This window comes from Geobacillus sp. LYN3 (assembly GCF_003064505.1).
Lineage (GTDB): Bacteria > Bacillota > Bacilli > Bacillales > Anoxybacillaceae > Parageobacillus_B > Parageobacillus_B toebii.
Genome location: NZ_QCWL01000001.1, coordinates 454,765 through 471,888, shown reverse-complemented (window position 1 = coordinate 471,888; position 17,124 = coordinate 454,765). Strand labels below are relative to the sequence as shown.

Sequence of the window (17,124 nt, the reverse complement as noted above, 5' to 3'; positions counted from 1 at the left end):
TACACCACCTTTAAAAACTCTCCCCTAGATTGTAAAAAATTCATTGAATTGGTTGCTTATTTGGCATTCCCGGTTTGCGAGGATATTTGTTTGGCGTATTTCTCACTTTTTGAATAAAAATAATCGTTCGTTCACTTTGTTCTATCGGCAGCATAAACCGCTCGATCGCGGAAATTTCCCCGCCAAGCACATCAATCGCTTTTTTCCCTTGTTCCAATTCTTCCTGTGCCGAGGCGGCTTTCATGGCGATAAAGGTGCCATTCACTTTGACAAGCGGAAGACACAACTCACTTAATACGGACATTCGCGCCACTGCCCTTGCAGTGACAATATCAAATGATTCGCGGAATTCTTTTTTTCTTCCAAACGTTTCGGCCCGATCGTGATAAAAGGCGACATCGGTTAATCCTAACTCGGCTGCTAAATGCTCGAGAAAGGTGATGCGCTTTTGCAATGAATCGACAATCGACAATTTCAGATGCGGAAAACAAATTTTTAACGGAACGCTTGGAAATCCTGCACCTGCGCCTACATCGCAAATGGATAATGATTGGGAAAAATCATAGTAAAAAGCCGGAGAAAGAGAATCAAAAAAATGTTTTAAATACACGCTGGGCTTGTCCGTGATGGCAGTTAAATTCATCTTTTCATTCCATTCCATTAACAACTCATAATACCGCTCAAATTGTGCCAATGCTTGAGAAGAGAGAGAAATCCCTTTCTCCTCAAGCATGGTATGAAACTGTGCTGTATCCATACGCCAATCCTTTCCCTAATTTTTATTCATTCGACACTCGTGCGATTCTTCCTTGTTCTAAATACACTAATAATATCGAAATATCGGCAGGATTTACCCCTGAGATGCGCGAAGCTTGTGCAATCGACAATGGTCGGACTTGTTTTAGTTTTTGCCGCGCTTCTGTTGCTAAGCCGTGAATGGCATCATAATCGATATCTTCTGGAATCTTTTTATTCTCCATTTTTTTGAGTCGTTCGACTTGTTGCAACGATTTTTGAATATATCCTTCGTATTTAATTTGAATTTCTACTTGTTCCGCCACTTCCGGTGAAATTTCTTCTTCCGCCGGAGCAAGCTGTTTAATATGTTCATATGTCATTTCCGGACGACGCAACAAGTCCGCGGCGCGAATGCCGTCTTTTAGCTCGCTTCCTCCTGCTTGGCGAATCACATCTTGTACTTCTTTAGTTGGTTTGATGATATAGGACTTTAGCCGTTTTTTCTCTCTTTCGATCGCTTCTTTTTTCGCCAAAAATTTTTGATAACGTTCCTCAGAAATAAGGCCGATTTTATACCCAAGTTCGGTCAGACGCAAATCAGCATTGTCATGGCGAAGAAGCAAGCGATATTCCGCACGGGATGTCAACAATCGATATGGTTCATTCGTTCCTTTTGTGACAAGATCGTCAATCAACACGCCAATATAAGCATCCGAACGGCTTAAAATAATTTCTTCTTTTCCAAGCGCCCGATGCGCTGCGTTAATGCCGGCGATAATTCCTTGTCCCGCCGCTTCCTCATATCCGGACGTTCCGTTAATTTGTCCAGCTGTATACAAGTTTTTCACTAGTTTTGTTTCCAACGTTGGCCACAATTGCGTTGGAACGATTGCGTCATATTCAATCGCATAGCCCGCCCGCATTAATTGCGCCTTTTCAAGACCAGGAATCGTCGTAAGCAGCTGCCGTTGAATATGCTCCGGCAAGCTTGTCGACAATCCTTGCACATATACTTCTTCCGTTTCGCGTCCTTCTGGTTCTAAAAAGATTTGGTGGCGCGGTTTATCATGGAAACGCACGATTTTATCTTCAATCGATGGGCAATAACGCGGACCCGTTCCTTTGATCATTCCGGAATACATTGGCGATAAATGTAAGTTTTCGTCGATAATCCGATGTGTCTCTGGCGTTGTATACGTAAGCCAGCATGGCAATTGGTCGGTAATATATTCCGTCGTTTCATACGAAAATGCCCGCGGAACATCGTCACCTGGCTGAATTTCCGTTTTGCTATAATCAATCGTGCGGCTGTTGACGCGCGGCGGTGTTCCTGTTTTAAAGCGGACAAGCTCAAAACCAAGCTCTTCTAAATGCTCGGACAACTTAATCGATGGCTGTTGATTGTTCGGTCCGCTGGAATACTTAATGTCTCCAATAATAATTTCTCCGCGCAAAAATGTCCCTGTCGTAATAACAACCGTTTTTGCATAATAATGTGCTCCCGTCTGGGTAACAACCCCTTTGCACACGCCGTCTTCCACGATCAAACGTTCCACTTTTCCTTGCAATAATGTAAGATTTTCTTGATTTTCAAGCGTTTTTTTCATTTCGCGTTGATATAACACTTTGTCTGCTTGCGCTCGCAATGCCCGCACCGCTGGACCTTTTCCAGTGTTGAGCATCCGCATTTGGATGTACGTTTTATCAATATTTTTTGCCATTTCCCCGCCTAACGCATCAATTTCACGAACAACAATTCCTTTTGCTGGACCGCCGATCGATGGATTGCATGGCATAAATGCGATCATATCAAGGTTTAATGTAATCACTAACGTTTTCGCACCAATGCGCGCTGCCGCTAACGCCGCTTCGCATCCAGCATGGCCGGCGCCAACGACAATGACGTCATATGAACCTCCATGATAATCCATACAGCTTACGTACCTCCTTCGTTATTTTCCTAAACAAAATTGTGAAAACAGTTGATCAATTAAGCTTTCGTGCACCGTATCCCCAATAATTTCTCCAAGAAGCTCCCATGCTTTTGTTAAATCGATTTGTACAAGATCGACCGGCATTCCCGATTCAATTCCAGAAATCGCATCCTCTATCGCCTTTTTGGCTTGATGAAGCAAGGCGATATGACGCGAATTCGAAACATACGTAAGATCACCTGCTTCGACAGAGCCGCTGAAAAACATTTCAGAAATGGCTGTTTCTAAATCTTCAATCCCTTTTTCTTGCAATAGAGATGTCGTAATAATCGGGCGGCCGTCCGCTAATTGTTTGACCCGATCCATATCGATATTTTTTGGTAAATCTGTTTTATTAACGATAACGATGAAATCCATCCCTTTTACCATTTCAAAAAGCTTTTCATCTTCTTCCGTCAACGGCTCATGATAATTTAGCACAAGCAAAATTAAATCAGCTTCCTTCAACATTTGTCGCGAACGTTCTACACCAATTCGCTCGACGACATCCTCCGTTTCGCGAATTCCCGCCGTATCGATTAACCGAAGTGGGACGCCGCGGACATTCACGTACTCTTCGATCACGTCGCGCGTCGTTCCAGGAATATCCGTTACAATCGCCTTATTTTCGTGCACAAGCGCATTTAATAACGATGATTTCCCGACATTCGGCCTTCCTATAATGACCGTTGCCAAGCCTTCGCGCAGAATTTTGCCTTGTTGCGCGGTTTGCAGCAATTTTTCAATTTGCTCGCGCACGTATTGTGCCTTTTCCATTAACAGATGAGGCGTCATCTCTTCCACATCATCATATTCTGGATAATCAATATTCACTTCCACATGGGCAAGTGTTTCTAAAATCGCTTGCCGCAATTCGCGAATTCGTTTCGATAAGCGCCCTTCCATTTGCTGCAGCGCCACGTTCATCGCTCGGTCTGTTTTCGCTCGAATCAAATCAATAACCGCTTCCGCTTGAGATAAGTCAATCCGTCCGTTTAAAAATGCGCGTTTTGTAAATTCTCCCGGTTCAGCAAGCCGCGCCCCATTAGTTAATACGAGCTGCAGCACACGATTAACCGATACTAAACCACCGTGGCAATTAATTTCAACAACATCTTCCCTTGTAAACGTCTTTGGCGCTCGCATCACCGATACCATTACCTCTTCGACCGTCTGGCCGCTTTTTGGATCCACAATATGACCGTAATGAATCGTATGTGACGGAACGTCTTTAAGACGCTTTCCGCTTGGACTTTGAAAAATGCGGTCAGCGATCGCAATCGCTTCGTCGCCGCTCAGTCTGACAATCGCGATTGCTCCTTCTCCCATCGGCGTGGAGATCGCAGCAATCGTATCAAATTCCATCAATTCCTCACCTCTTTTTGCTGACAAAAAGCCAATCTATCTATATGTTAGACAACTACCGTTGTCAATAACGATCTATCCACAATTTTTTCGTTAATCATTTCAATTTTAACTTATCCACATGTGAATAACAACATGAAGTGCTCATCCTTAAACCTAAAAAATGTAAACAAAAAAAGAAGAAAAAGAGGCTGCCTCGCTTGTTTCAGAGATAGCCCCTTTTCATCAATGTGGATTTACATGATTGGAGATACTACAACATAACGATGTGGTTCTTCTCCAACCGAATAAGTAGTTACTTTTTTATAGTTCGCTAACGCATTATGAATAATTTTTCGTTCATGCGCTGGAAGCGGCTCCAACTTTACTTCTTTTCCAGTTTTTATCGCTTTTTCCGCTAACTTCTGCGCCAGCTGAATCAGCGTTTTTTCTCTTCGTTCCCGATAATTTTCCGCATCGACGATAATGGAAACATATTCTTTTGCATAGCGGTTTGCGACAAGCTGAGTCAATAATTGCAATGAATTTAATGTTTGTCCATGTTTTCCGATCAATAAACCTACTTGTTCTCCTGTGATCATGAATGTTATCCGCTTGCCATCTTGTTGCTTCTCTATTTTTGCTGCTGTTACTCCCATCTGTTTTACAACATTTTTTAAAAATAACTCTGCTTCTTCTACTGGATCTATCATAAGTTTTGCTTTTACCACTGCAGGTCTGCTTCCAAAAATCCCAAACAGCCCTTTTCTTCCTTTATCCAACACCGTAATTTCTGCACGATCCCTCGAAACACCGAGCTGTTGCAGCGCTAACTGCACAGCTTCATCTACGGTCGCGGCGGTCGCGGTTACTTCTTTCACTTTTTCTTTCCTCCTGAATGAGCAGAGTCCACATTCGGCCCTTTAATGAAATACGTTTGCACAATAGAGAAAATATTCCCGACTACCCAATAAAGCGATAAAGCAGCTGGGAAATTAATCGCGAAAATCACGATCATAATCGGCATCATCCAAAGCATCATCGCCATTTGCGGATTTTGTTGTCCAGCGCCAGCCATCATTATTTTTTGTTGGATAAATGTCGTAATCCCTGCGACAATCGGTAAAATAAAATATGGGTCTTTTTCGCCGAGATCAAACCATAAAAAGTTATGTTCCGCAATTTCTCTCGTACGCATAATGGCATGATAAAATCCAATTAAAATCGGCATTTGAATAAGAATTGGGAAACAACCTGCCATCGGGTTTACACCGTGTTTTTGAAACAACAACATCATTTCTTGCTGGAGCTTTTGTTGTGTTTGCATATCCTTAGAGCTATATTTTTCCCGAAGCTTTTGTATTTCCGGTTGCAGCGCTTGCATCGCTTTCGCATTTTTTGTTTGCTGGATCATTAACGGTAAAATAAGCAAACGAATGAAGATGGTTACAATAACGATCGACAATCCAAAGTTTCCGCCTAAAGCATTAGCGACATATTTAATTAGCCAAGAGAGCGGGTAAACGATATACTCATTCCAAAAACCTTTGCTCTCCGGCGTAATTGGTTCGTTAATTTGCGTACAGCCCGATATGAGTGCAAGCAATGCCATTAACCCAACCGTTAACCAAATTCGCCTCTTCACCATCTTTTTCCTCCTAACCGACAAATTCACATTACCCTAAATATGTATTTTAGCATCATTTCAAACAAAATGGGCGCTCTTTTTTCAGCGAGAAACCGTAGCATCGGGAGTAAAATAGATGCCTTATTTTATATCTCTTTTCAGCGCGCCCGCCTTGCGCAATACATGCAGCAAGCTTTTCTTCACCTCAAAATATGTCATTTCTGCAACTGGGAGCCTAGCAATAATCACATAATCTTTTTGAGGCATAATATCGTCTTTCATCTCCAAAAAAACTTGTCGAATGTAACGTTTAATTCGATTTCTTACAACCGCCTTCCCAAGCTTTTTACTCACTGATAAACCGATCCGGAAATACGGTTGTTCAGGACGGTCAAGCATATAAATAACAAACTGTCGATTCGCCATCGATGTACCGCGCTGGAACACTTCTTGAAATTCTTTGTTTTTCTTTATGCGATACTTTTTCTTCATCGTGCGGAAACACTCCATCTTTTTCAATCTCTATAATCACTATCCTCTTGAGAAAAAAGACCACTGAAGTTTCAGTGGCCTATGCGGATAATACTTTTCTTCCTTTACGACGACGACGCGCAAGCACTTTTCTGCCATTTCTCGTACTCATGCGCGCACGGAACCCATGAACTTTGCTGCGCTTCCGTTTATTTGGTTGGTATGTCCGTTTCATCTATGACACCTCCCTGAGGAATAACTGTTACGGGCAGTCTTTCTAATTATATTGAACAATCTAGCAAAATGTCAACCGCTCCAGGATTTTTCCCTCGTTCACGAAGTTGTGGATAATTTTTTAGACACCATTTTACATATCCACATAATTTATCGACAATTTTTTCACATCTTTCACCTATGTGGATAATTATTTTTTCACAACGTCTTTCTTTTGTGGATAATTTTAAAAATCCATTGCAACATGCTAGTTTATTTGCTATTATTATTGTGTTTTCATTATGGATAATTGTGTGAATAAAAAAATTTATCCACATTTTGTGGATATGTTGTGGATATGTTTTTTCACAACTTGTTTATAAAGTTATCCACATGTAGTGGATTTTGTCGAAATACCATCTTTTTTCCTTATTATTATGTTATTTCCACAGATTCTTTTTTTAAACGATTCAAAGGAGGGGGCAACGGGTGGAAAACATCCATGATTTATGGAATCGTGTGCTCGGGGAAATCGAAAAGAAAATTAGCAAGCCAAGCTTTGAAACTTGGTTAAAATCAACAAAAGCCCACTCTTTACGAGGTGACACGCTTGTCATCATAGCCCCAAACGAATTTGCAAGAGACTGGCTTGATTCCCGCTACTCTCGCTTGATTGCTGAAACCATTTACGACATCACTGGAGAAGAACTGTTGATCAAGTTCATTACTCCTCCTAATCAATCCGAAGATGATTTTGAATTTCAGCGATCTTCGAAAAAGCACCGAAAGTCATACGAGGAATCAACGGATTTTCCGCAAAGCATGCTGAATCCAAAATATACGTTCGACACGTTTGTCATCGGTTCCGGCAATCGTTTTGCCCATGCAGCTTCTTTAGCGGTGGCAGAAGCGCCGGCGAAAGCATATAATCCGCTATTTATTTACGGCGGGGTTGGCTTAGGCAAAACGCATTTAATGCACGCGATCGGCCATTACGTCATTGAACATAATCCGTCCGCGAAAGTAGTGTATTTATCATCAGAAAAATTTACAAATGAATTTATCAACGCGATTCGTGACAATCGTCCCGACGATTTTCGCAACAAATATCGGAACGTTGATGTCCTATTAATTGATGATATTCAGTTTTTAGCGGGAAAAGAACAAACTCAAGAGGAATTTTTCCATACGTTTAATACATTGCATGAAGAAAGTAAACAAATCGTTATCTCCAGCGATCGGCCGCCAAAAGAGATTCCGACATTGGAAGACCGCCTTCGCTCACGGTTTGAATGGGGGCTTATTACGGATATCACTCCTCCTGACTTAGAAACGAGGATCGCTATCCTCAGAAAGAAAGCAAAGGCGGAAGGATTTGATATTCCGAATGAAGTGATGCTGTATATCGCTAATCAAATTGACTCTAACATTCGTGAGCTGGAAGGAGCCCTCATACGCGTTGTAGCTTACTCATCGCTGATCAATAAAGAAATTACTGCTGATTTAGCGGCAGAGGCGTTAAAGGATATTATTCCGAGTACAAAACCAAAAGTCATTACCATTCAAGATATTCAGCGCGTTGTCGGCCAGCATTTCAATATTAAACTAGAAGATTTTAAAGCTAAGAAAAGAACGAAATCTGTCGCTTTTCCGCGCCAAATCGCTATGTACCTTTCGCGAGAACTTACCGATTGTTCATTGCCGAAAATTGGAGATGAATTTGGAGGCCGTGACCATACGACGGTCATTCATGCCCATGAAAAAATTTCTAAGCTTCTCCAAACAGATGCTCAATTGCAAAAACATATAAAAGAGATTGAAGAGAAACTAAAGCAATTGTGAATAACTAGTGAATGGTTACACACAGTCTATCCACATGTGGACAGACTGTGTTTCCTTTACTTTTTTTACTTATCCACATTTCAACAAGCATTATTACTAGTATTACGATATTTTTATTATAAAAAAATAATTTATTTCCCTAATCATTGTAGGAGGCCTTACGTGATGAAAATCAAAATTGATCGAGAAGCGCTAGTTCAAAGTGTTCAAGATGTTATGAAAGCTGTGTCCCCCCGTACGACGATTCCGATTTTGACTGGAATTAAAATTGCGGCAACTTCACAAGGAGTAACATTAACAGGAAGCGATTCCGACATTTCGATTGAATCTTTTATTCCTACAGAAGAAGAAGACAAAGTGCTTGTCGAAGTAGTAGAAACCGGAAGTATTGTGCTGCAAGCTCGCTTTTTTTCAGAAATCGTAAAAAAACTACCGGAAAATACGATTGAAATTGAAGTACAGCCTAATTTTTTAACGGTGATCCGTTCCGGAAAAGCGGAGTTCAGTTTAAACGGGCTTGACGCGGAAGAGTATCCAAGACTTCCGCAAATTGAGGAAGAAAATGTTTTTAAAATTCCTACTGACTTGTTAAAAACAATCATTCGTCAAACAGTATTTGCTGTTTCTACTTCAGAGACAAGACCGATCTTGACAGGTGTCAACTGGAGAGTTGAAGATGGCGAACTGATCTGTACTGCAACAGATAGCCATCGTCTTGCATTACGAAAAGCAAAAATAGAAACGGAAAACCAGCAATCGTACAATGTTGTCATTCCGGGAAAAAGTTTAAATGAATTGAGCAAAATCTTAGATGATAGCAACGACCCGGTTGATATTGTCATCACGGCGAATCAAATTTTATTTAAAACAAAACATTTATTGTTTTTCTCTCGATTGCTTGATGGAAATTATCCAGAAACTACCCGGCTTATTCCAACAGATAGCAAAACCGATATTATCGTTAACGCAAAAGAGTTTTTACAAGCCATTGACCGCGCATCTTTATTAGCAAGAGAAGGAAGAAACAATGTTGTGAAACTGACAACGCTAAATGACGGCATTATTGAAATTTCTTCTATTTCTCCGGAAATCGGAAAAGTAACGGAAGAAATTCAAAGTGAATCGATCGAAGGAGAGGAATTAAAGATTTCCTTTAGCGCAAAATATATGATGGATGCACTAAAAGCGCTTGATGGCACCGACATTCAAATTAGCTTTACTGGTGCAATGCGTCCATTTTTACTTCGTCCTCTCCATAGCGACTCTATGCTTCAGCTTATTTTACCAGTAAGAACGTATTAACGTTTATGAAAGCTGCTAAGTTCTAGCAGCTTTCTTTGCTAATATTTTATTTTTTCGTTAAAATAAAGAGATGGGCAGTTTTTAGAAAGCGAGCGATGATGAATGGAAAAAAGAGTAACGATTACGACAGAAACGATTACGCTTGGTCAATTGCTAAAACTCATTCAAGCCGTTGGGACAGGCGGTGCTGTGAAATGGTTTCTGCAAACGAATGAAGTGCTTGTCAACGGAGAAAGAGAAAATCGGCGTGGACGGAAATTAAAAAATGGGGATATAGTCGAAGTCGAAGGACTTGGAACGTTTATTGTAACAAGGGCAGAGTAGGTGAAGGGCCGTTGTTTTTAACACATTTATCGCTAAAAAATTATCGTAATTATGAGAGTGAAACGATAGAGTTTGCCAATAACGTAAATATTATTTTAGGGGAGAATGCTCAAGGGAAAACAAACATGATGGAGGCCATCTATGTATTGGCGATGGCGAAGTCGCACAGGACAACAAACGACAAAGATCTCATTCGCTGGAACGAAGACTATGCTAAAATAGAAGGAAAGGCAATAAAAAAAAATGGGGCGCTATCGCTTGAACTTATTATTTCAAAAAAAGGAAAAAAAGCGAAATGCAACCATATTGAACAGCAACGATTAAGTCAATATGTTGGTCATTTGAATATCGTGATGTTTGCCCCGGAAGATTTAAATTTAGTAAAAGGAAGCCCGCAAGTGAGACGGCGTTTTGTCGATATGGAAATTGGGCAAGTATCCCCTGTTTATATACATGATTTGAGCCAATACCAAAAGCTTTTGCAGCAGCGAAACCATTATTTAAAAATGTTGCAAACGCGCGAGCAGCAAGATGAAACAGTACTAGATATCTTAACAGAACAGCTCATTCCGCTGGCAGCTAAAATCACGCTAAAGCGGTATGAATTTTTGCTTTTGCTGCAAAAATGGGCGGCGCCAATTCATCACGAAATTAGCCGCGGATTAGAAACATTACAAATTCAATATCGACCTTCTGTTGATGTATCAGAAAAGGTAGAATTGTCGAGAATAATAGAAGCATATAGTGAAAAGTTTGCTACAATAAAAGAAAGAGAAATCCAGCGAGGAATGACGCTTGCTGGTCCGCATCGTGATGATATTGCATTTAGCGTGAACGGAAAAGATGTTCAAATATTTGGCTCTCAAGGGCAACAGCGCACAACAGCGTTATCCATCAAGTTGGCAGAAATCGAATTGATTTTTTCCGAAATTGGCGATTACCCCATTCTTTTACTTGATGATGTGCTATCTGAACTCGATGACTTTCGGCAAACCCACCTTCTTGATACAATTCGGAAAAAAGTGCAAACGTTTGTGACGACAACAAGCATTGACGGAATCGAACATGACATCGTCAAGGAAGCAGCAATTTACAAAGTCCATTCCGGTCACATTACCGCCCCTCTTTGTGATTAATCTTTTGAACGTTTGGAAAGAAAGCGTAGGTGATTCGCATGACAATGGAACAAAAAATCGAACATACGTATGATGCGAGCCAAATTCAAGTATTAGAAGGGCTGGAAGCAGTCCGTAAACGGCCGGGGATGTATATTGGTTCCACGGGTCCAAAAGGACTGCACCATCTCGTATGGGAGATTGTAGATAATAGCATCGATGAAGCTTTAGCTGGTTACTGTACAGAAATTAACGTTACGATCGAAAAAGATAATATCATTGCGATTACGGACAACGGCCGTGGTATTCCTGTTGATATTCAAGAGAAAATGGGGCGCCCTGCTGTCGAAGTCATTATGACCGTGCTTCATGCAGGAGGAAAGTTTGGCGGCGGCGGTTATAAAGTGTCGGGCGGACTTCATGGCGTCGGCGCTTCTGTCGTTAACGCTCTATCCGAAGAACTGGAAGTATATGTACACAGGGACGGGAAAATTCATTATCAAAAATATCAACGAGGCGTACCTTGTACAGATTTAGAAGTGATTGGAGAAACGGATCGGACAGGTACCACCGTTCGTTTTAAGCCTGATCCGGAAATTTTTACGGAAACGACAGAATTTGATTATGAAACGTTGGCAACCCGTCTTCGCGAGCTAGCTTTCTTAAATCGAGGCCTTAAAATTACGCTTGAAGATAAGCGAGTAGAAAATCGGAAAAACGAATATCATTACGAAGGCGGTATTAAATCTTACGTTAAACATTTAAATCGGACGCGTGAAGTGCTTCATGAGGAACCGATTTATATCATTGGTGAGCGCGATGGTATTTATGTGGAAATTGCTCTCCAATATAACGATAGTTATAGTAGCAATATTTATTCTTTTGTTAACAACATTCACACACATGAAGGCGGAACGCACGAATCCGGTTTTAAAACAGCATTGACGCGCATTATTAACGATTACGCACGCAAACATCAAATTTTGAAAGATAATGACCCTAATTTAACCGGAGAAGATGTTCGCGAAGGATTGACAGCGATCGTTTCGATTAAACATCCGTCCCCGCAGTTTGAAGGACAAACAAAAACAAAACTTGGAAACAGTGATGCACGGGCGGTTACCGATGCAATTTTCTCAGAACAATTTGAAACATTTTTATTAGAAAATCCAACGATAGCAAGAAAAATTGTGGAAAAAGGCATGATGGCGGCGCGGGCACGGTTAGCGGCGAAAAAAGCGCGTGAGCTTACAAGACGAAAAAGCGCTCTTGAAATTTCTAACTTGCCTGGGAAACTAGCGGATTGTTCCTCGAAAGATCCTTCTATCAGTGAATTGTATGTGGTCGAAGGAGACTCTGCCGGCGGTTCGGCAAAGCAAGGGAGAGACCGCCATTTTCAAGCGATTTTGCCGTTGCGCGGGAAAATTATCAATGTCGAAAAAGCGCGGCTTGACAAAATTTTATCGAACAATGAAGTTCGCGCTATCATCACTGCGTTAGGTACGGGAATTGGTGAAGATTTTGATATTACGAAAGCGCGTTACCATAAAATCATTATTATGACAGATGCTGATGTCGATGGGGCACATATCCGCACATTATTGCTTACTTTCTTTTATCGTTATATGCGCGAATTTATCGAGCGGGGATATGTATACATCGCCCAGCCTCCGCTTTATAAGATTGAACAAGGCAAGCAGGTAAAATACGCGTATAATGATCGGCAGCTTGAAAAAATTCTTGCGGAATTGCCGGAAAATCCGAAACCAACGATTCAACGTTATAAAGGTCTTGGAGAAATGAATCCGGAACAATTATGGGAAACAACGATGAATCCAGAGACAAGAACGCTTCTTCAAGTTAGTTTGCAAGATGCGATTGAAGCAGACGAAACATTCGAGATTTTAATGGGAGACAAAGTAGAACCGAGAAGGCAGTTTATTGAAGAAAATGCGCGATATGTGAAAAACTTAGACATTTAATCGGAGAGTGTTGAGCAATCACCCTCCCCGCCGAAAATTTTTTATAAGGGAGGTTTTTATGAATGTCAGAAAATCAAAATCCGCGCATCCGCGAAGTCAATATTAGCCAAGAGATGCGCTCTTCGTTTCTTGACTATGCGATGAGCGTCATCGTATCGCGCGCATTACCTGATGTACGCGATGGGTTAAAACCGGTGCACCGCCGTATTTTATATGCAATGCATGACCTCGGAATGACCGCGGACAAGCCTTATAAAAAATCTGCCCACATCGTCGGTGAAGTCATCGGTAAATATCACCCTCACGGTGACGCAGCGGTGTATGATACGATGGTTCGCATGGCACAAGATTTTAACTATCGTTATGTGCTTGTAGATGGTCATGGAAACTTTGGTTCCATTGACGGCGATGCGGCTGCAGCGATGCGTTACACGGAAGCGCGCATGTCCAAAATCGCGATGGAAATGCTGCGTGACATTAACAAAGATACAATTGATTATCAAGATAACTATGATGGTTCGGAAAAAGAGCCTGTCGTATTGCCGTCGCGCTTCCCAAATTTACTAGTAAACGGTTCGTCAGGGATCGCTGTCGGGATGGCCACGAACATCCCGCCGCATCAGCTCGGCGAGGTGGTCGACGCGATTTTGGCGTTAAGTAAAAATCCTGATATGACTGTAGCGGATTTAATGGAATATATTCCAGGACCGGATTTTCCAACAGCAGGGCAAATCATTGGACGCAGCGGCATCCGCAAAGCGTATGAAACAGGCCGAGGTTCGATTACATTGCGCGCCAAAGTCGAGATTGAACAACAATCAAACGGGAAAGAAATGATCATTGTCCGCGAGCTCCCTTATCAAGTCAACAAGGCAAAATTAATTGAACGCATTGCCGAGCTTGTCCGTGAAAAGAAAATTGACGGCATTACTGATTTGCGCGATGAATCGGATCGCAGCGGAATGCGAATTGTCATCGAAGTGCGAAGAGACGCGAACTCGAAAGTAATATTAAACAATTTATACAAACATACGGCACTGCAAACGAACTTTGGTATTAACATGCTCGCGCTTGTTGACGGCCAGCCGAAAGTATTAAACTTAAAAGAATGCTTGCAACATTATTTAGATCATCAAAAAACCGTCATTCGCCGCCGCACGGCATATGAATTGAAAAAGGCGGAGGCGCGTGCCCATATTTTAGAAGGATTGCGTATTGCTCTTGATCATCTCGATGAAGTGATTAACTTAATCCGCAGCTCGCAAACGACAGAAATCGCTAGAGAAGGACTTATGCGGCAATTTTCGCTCAGCGAAAGACAGGCACAGGCGATTTTAGACATGCGCTTGCAACGATTGACAGGATTGGAAAGAGAAAAAATCGAACAAGAATATCAAGATCTTATTCGCTTAATTGCCGAATTAAAAGCAATTTTAGCCGATGAAGAGAAAGTTTTACAAATTATTCGCGATGAATTAACGGAAATTAAAGAGCGGTTTAACGATGAGCGGAGAACAGAAATTGTCATTGGAGGAATCGAAGAATTTGACGATGAAGATTTAATTCCGCGCGAAAACATCGTCATTACGCTCACGCATAAAGGCTATATTAAACGTCTTCCTGTTTCAACGTATAAAAGCCAAAAACGAGGCGGACGAGGCGTCCAAGGAATGCATACGAGCGAAGATGACTTTGTGGAACATCTTTTGATTACATCGACCCATGACACTGTTTTATTTTTTACAAATAAAGGGAAAGTATACCGGGCGAAGGGATACGAAATTCCTGAATTTGGTCGAACCGCTAGAGGAATTCCAATCATTAATCTTTTAGAACTCGATAAAGACGAGTGGATTAACACCATTATCCCTATTAACAATGAATTTGATGATAATTTATATTTGTTCTTTACAACAAAACAAGGAATCGCCAAACGCTCGCCATTATCTTCGTTTGCCCATATTCGTAACAATGGTCTAATCGCCATCCATTTGCGTGAAGAAGATGAGTTGATTTCCGTTAAGTTAACCGACGGTTCGAAACATATTATTGTCGGGACAAAAAACGGAATGCTCATTCGTTTTCCAGAGACCGATGTACGAACAATGGGACGAAGCGCAACAGGAGTTAAAGCGATTACCCTCGAAGATGGCGATGAAGTTGTTGGCATGGAAATTTTAGAAGATGATTGCGATGTATTAGTCGTTACGAAAAACGGCTATGGCAAGCGTACCCCGGCTTCGGAGTATCGTATACAAAGCCGTGGCGGAAAAGGACTCAAAACGTGCAACATTACGGAGAAAAATGGTTCGGTTGTTGCGGTGAAGACGGTGACTGGTGAAGAAGACTTAATGCTCATTACGGCAGGCGGCATTCTTATTCGTATTGCGGTCAGTGACATTTCACGAATGGGAAGAAATACACAAGGCGTAAAATTAATTCGCTTATCCGACGATGATGAACATGAATATGTTGCTACCGTAGCGAAAGTTCCAAAAGAAGAGAAAGAAAATGAAGTAGACGAAGAAGAGAATCATTAATTACTGTAATGGCTCGAAAGGTGTTACCTTTTGAGCCATTTTTTATGTAAACCACTACAACTATCGTACCATCAATGTTAGTATAAGATTATGGAATAAAGGACGAAAGTAGGAGTGTAGCACAATGATCCGGGCGAAACTTCATCAATTGCAAGAAGGATGTATTCTTGCTGAAGATGTACTAGGTAAAACAAAAAAGACAATTATGCCCAAAAATACTGTATTGACGCCAGCGTTATTAAATGTACTGGAAAAATTTTTGATTGAGGAAGTGTGCATCGAACCAGTTCTGGCAAATGGCGATCCATTTAGACCAGCTGAATTGCTTGGACAGCATGATGGCGATAACACTAGCAATGAGCAGCCGATATCACTTTATCTGAAAGCGGTTCAAAAATATAAAAAAGCATTTCAATCTTGGCAGTCAGGCTCTCCTATCGATATAGGGGAAATAAGAGATATTATTATCCCTTTATTCGATAAATTTGTACATCATCGAAAAGAGCTATTAACGCTATATCGTTATGCCACAAAAGAAGACTATTTATACCATCACGCTGTCAGTGTTGGTTTATTATCTGGATTTTTAGCAAAACAATTAGATTATAGTAAAGGGGACTGTTATCAAATTGTGCTGGCGGGTATATTGTCTGACTGTGGCATGGCGAAGGTTGATCAGAGAATTTTAGCGAAGAAATCTGCGCTTACTACTAGCGAATATGAAGAAGTAAAGCAACATACCGTGTTTGGCTATCGAATGGTTCAAAAAATAACGTCATTAAAAGAAGGAGTAAAGCTAGCTGTATTGCAGCATCATGAACGCAATGATGGAACGGGCTATCCGTTTGGAATTCGTGATCGGCAAATTCACCCTTATAGTAAAATAGTGGCCGTAGCTGACGTTTATCACGCGATGACGTCCGAACGTCTTTATCGACGAAAACAATCGCCTTTTAAAGCACTTGAAAAAATTCAAGTCGAGCACTTTGGTAAATTGAGTATGGAAGCGATACAAATACTACTAGACAGTTTGATAAATTTTCATATAGGAACAGTTGTCAAATTATCGAACGGTGAAATGGCGGAAATCGTTTTTATGCAGCGGGAAGCGCCAACAAGACCAATTGTTAAAATCGTAGATAAAGACGAATTTCTTTCTCTAAGTGAACATCGAGATATTCATATTGAAGAAGTTATTGATTAACGATGATGGAGCAAAAAATTTTTTCTAGAAAAATACTCTTGAACAACAGCAATAATAGTGATAGAATAAAGCCTGTCTTGAAGAAAAAACAAATAAATTTATAAATGTTTATAAAAAACATGTTGACTTTTATTTTGCTTTTAGTTATTATTTAATAGCTGTCATCATTTAGAGTTTGAAGTTCCTTGAAAACTAGACAAAACGCAAGCGTCAATAAGAAAAGCGGAAGCGCCGCGATCAGCTCTCGAAGCCAAATGTTCTTCACCCGCTGAAGTGCTTGCACTTCGAGGGAGAAGGTTATTTGGCACAAGAGAGCTAGGCGCTGAAGCTGGACAATAAGAAAAGCGAAGGCGACTTGACACCTTCGGTGTCAGTGACGAATTAAATAAGCCAATCAACTTTCTTTTTGGAGAGTTTGATCCTGGCTCAGGACGAACGCTGGCGGCGTG

The 17,124-nt window shown here is 41.1% G+C and carries 14 protein-coding genes; 7 read left to right on the top strand and 7 right to left on the bottom strand.

Annotated elements, in window-relative coordinates; genetic code table 11:
• Positions 1-40: 40 nt before the first annotated feature.
• The 7 genes from rsmG to rpmH all read right to left on the bottom strand — a co-directional run bounded on the left by rsmG (position 41) and on the right by rpmH (position 6,388).
• The gene (rsmG, locus tag DCC82_RS02465; RefSeq protein WP_015865421.1) at positions 41-757 is read right to left on the bottom strand and encodes a 16S rRNA (guanine(527)-N(7))-methyltransferase RsmG; all 717 of its coding nucleotides are present in this window, start codon (positions 755-757) and stop codon (positions 41-43) included.
• Positions 758-779: 22 nt separating this feature from the next.
• Positions 780-2,669 (bottom strand): tRNA uridine-5-carboxymethylaminomethyl(34) synthesis enzyme MnmG, encoded by a 1,890-nt coding sequence (gene mnmG / locus DCC82_RS02460; RefSeq protein WP_097353961.1) that lies wholly within the window; start codon positions 2,667-2,669, stop codon positions 780-782.
• 21 nt (positions 2,670-2,690) lie between these two features.
• Positions 2,691-4,076 carry a tRNA uridine-5-carboxymethylaminomethyl(34) synthesis GTPase MnmE gene (gene mnmE / locus DCC82_RS02455; RefSeq protein ID WP_097353960.1) on the bottom strand — a complete coding sequence of 462 codons (1,386 nt, stop codon included), beginning with the start codon at positions 4,074-4,076 and terminating at the stop codon, positions 2,691-2,693.
• 236 nt (positions 4,077-4,312) lie between these two features.
• Positions 4,313-4,936 (bottom strand): RNA-binding cell elongation regulator Jag/EloR, encoded by a 624-nt coding sequence (gene jag / locus DCC82_RS02450; protein WP_015865424.1) that lies wholly within the window; start codon positions 4,934-4,936, stop codon positions 4,313-4,315.
• A complete protein-coding gene (spoIIIJ, locus tag DCC82_RS02445) occupies positions 4,933-5,703 on the bottom strand; it encodes a YidC family membrane integrase SpoIIIJ (protein ID WP_062679404.1) in 771 nt (256 codons plus the stop codon). The genes jag and spoIIIJ overlap by 4 nt, the downstream gene beginning before the upstream one ends.
• Before the next feature lie 120 nt (positions 5,704-5,823).
• Positions 5,824-6,174 carry a ribonuclease P protein component gene (gene rnpA / locus DCC82_RS02440; protein WP_015865426.1) on the bottom strand — a complete coding sequence of 117 codons (351 nt, stop codon included), beginning with the start codon at positions 6,172-6,174 and terminating at the stop codon, positions 5,824-5,826.
• 79 nt (positions 6,175-6,253) lie between these two features.
• Positions 6,254-6,388 (bottom strand): 50S ribosomal protein L34, encoded by a 135-nt coding sequence (rpmH, locus tag DCC82_RS02435; RefSeq protein WP_015865427.1) that lies wholly within the window; start codon positions 6,386-6,388, stop codon positions 6,254-6,256.
• A gap of 467 nt (positions 6,389-6,855) precedes the next feature.
• On the opposite strand from rpmH, the gene dnaA reads away from it, so the two are divergent.
• The 7 genes from dnaA to DCC82_RS02400 all read left to right on the top strand — a co-directional run bounded on the left by dnaA (position 6,856) and on the right by DCC82_RS02400 (position 16,675).
• Positions 6,856-8,208, top strand: a complete 1,353-nt coding sequence (gene dnaA, locus DCC82_RS02430; RefSeq protein ID WP_062679405.1) for a chromosomal replication initiator protein DnaA — start codon at positions 6,856-6,858, stop codon at positions 8,206-8,208.
• A gap of 165 nt (positions 8,209-8,373) precedes the next feature.
• Entirely contained in the window at positions 8,374-9,510 is a 1,137-nt protein-coding gene (gene dnaN, locus DCC82_RS02425) for a DNA polymerase III subunit beta (protein ID WP_012748781.1), read from the top strand.
• A gap of 102 nt (positions 9,511-9,612) precedes the next feature.
• Positions 9,613-9,834 carry a S4 domain-containing protein YaaA gene (yaaA, locus tag DCC82_RS02420; protein ID WP_012748782.1) on the top strand — a complete coding sequence of 74 codons (222 nt, stop codon included), beginning with the start codon at positions 9,613-9,615 and terminating at the stop codon, positions 9,832-9,834.
• A gap of 11 nt (positions 9,835-9,845) precedes the next feature.
• The gene (recF, locus tag DCC82_RS02415; protein ID WP_097353959.1) at positions 9,846-10,970 is read left to right on the top strand and encodes a DNA replication/repair protein RecF; all 1,125 of its coding nucleotides are present in this window, start codon (positions 9,846-9,848) and stop codon (positions 10,968-10,970) included.
• Between the two features lie 38 nt (positions 10,971-11,008).
• Positions 11,009-12,931 carry a DNA topoisomerase (ATP-hydrolyzing) subunit B gene (gene gyrB, locus DCC82_RS02410; RefSeq protein ID WP_012748784.1) on the top strand — a complete coding sequence of 641 codons (1,923 nt, stop codon included), beginning with the start codon at positions 11,009-11,011 and terminating at the stop codon, positions 12,929-12,931.
• A 62-nt stretch (positions 12,932-12,993) separates the two neighbouring features.
• A complete protein-coding gene (gene gyrA / locus DCC82_RS02405; protein ID WP_097353958.1) occupies positions 12,994-15,471 on the top strand; it encodes a DNA gyrase subunit A in 2,478 nt (825 codons plus the stop codon).
• Positions 15,472-15,595: 124 nt separating this feature from the next.
• Positions 15,596-16,675: an HD-GYP domain-containing protein gene (locus tag DCC82_RS02400; RefSeq protein ID WP_097353957.1), complete on the top strand. Its 1,080-nt coding sequence runs from the start codon at positions 15,596-15,598 to the stop codon at positions 16,673-16,675.
• The last annotated feature ends 449 nt before the right edge of the window (positions 16,676-17,124 follow it).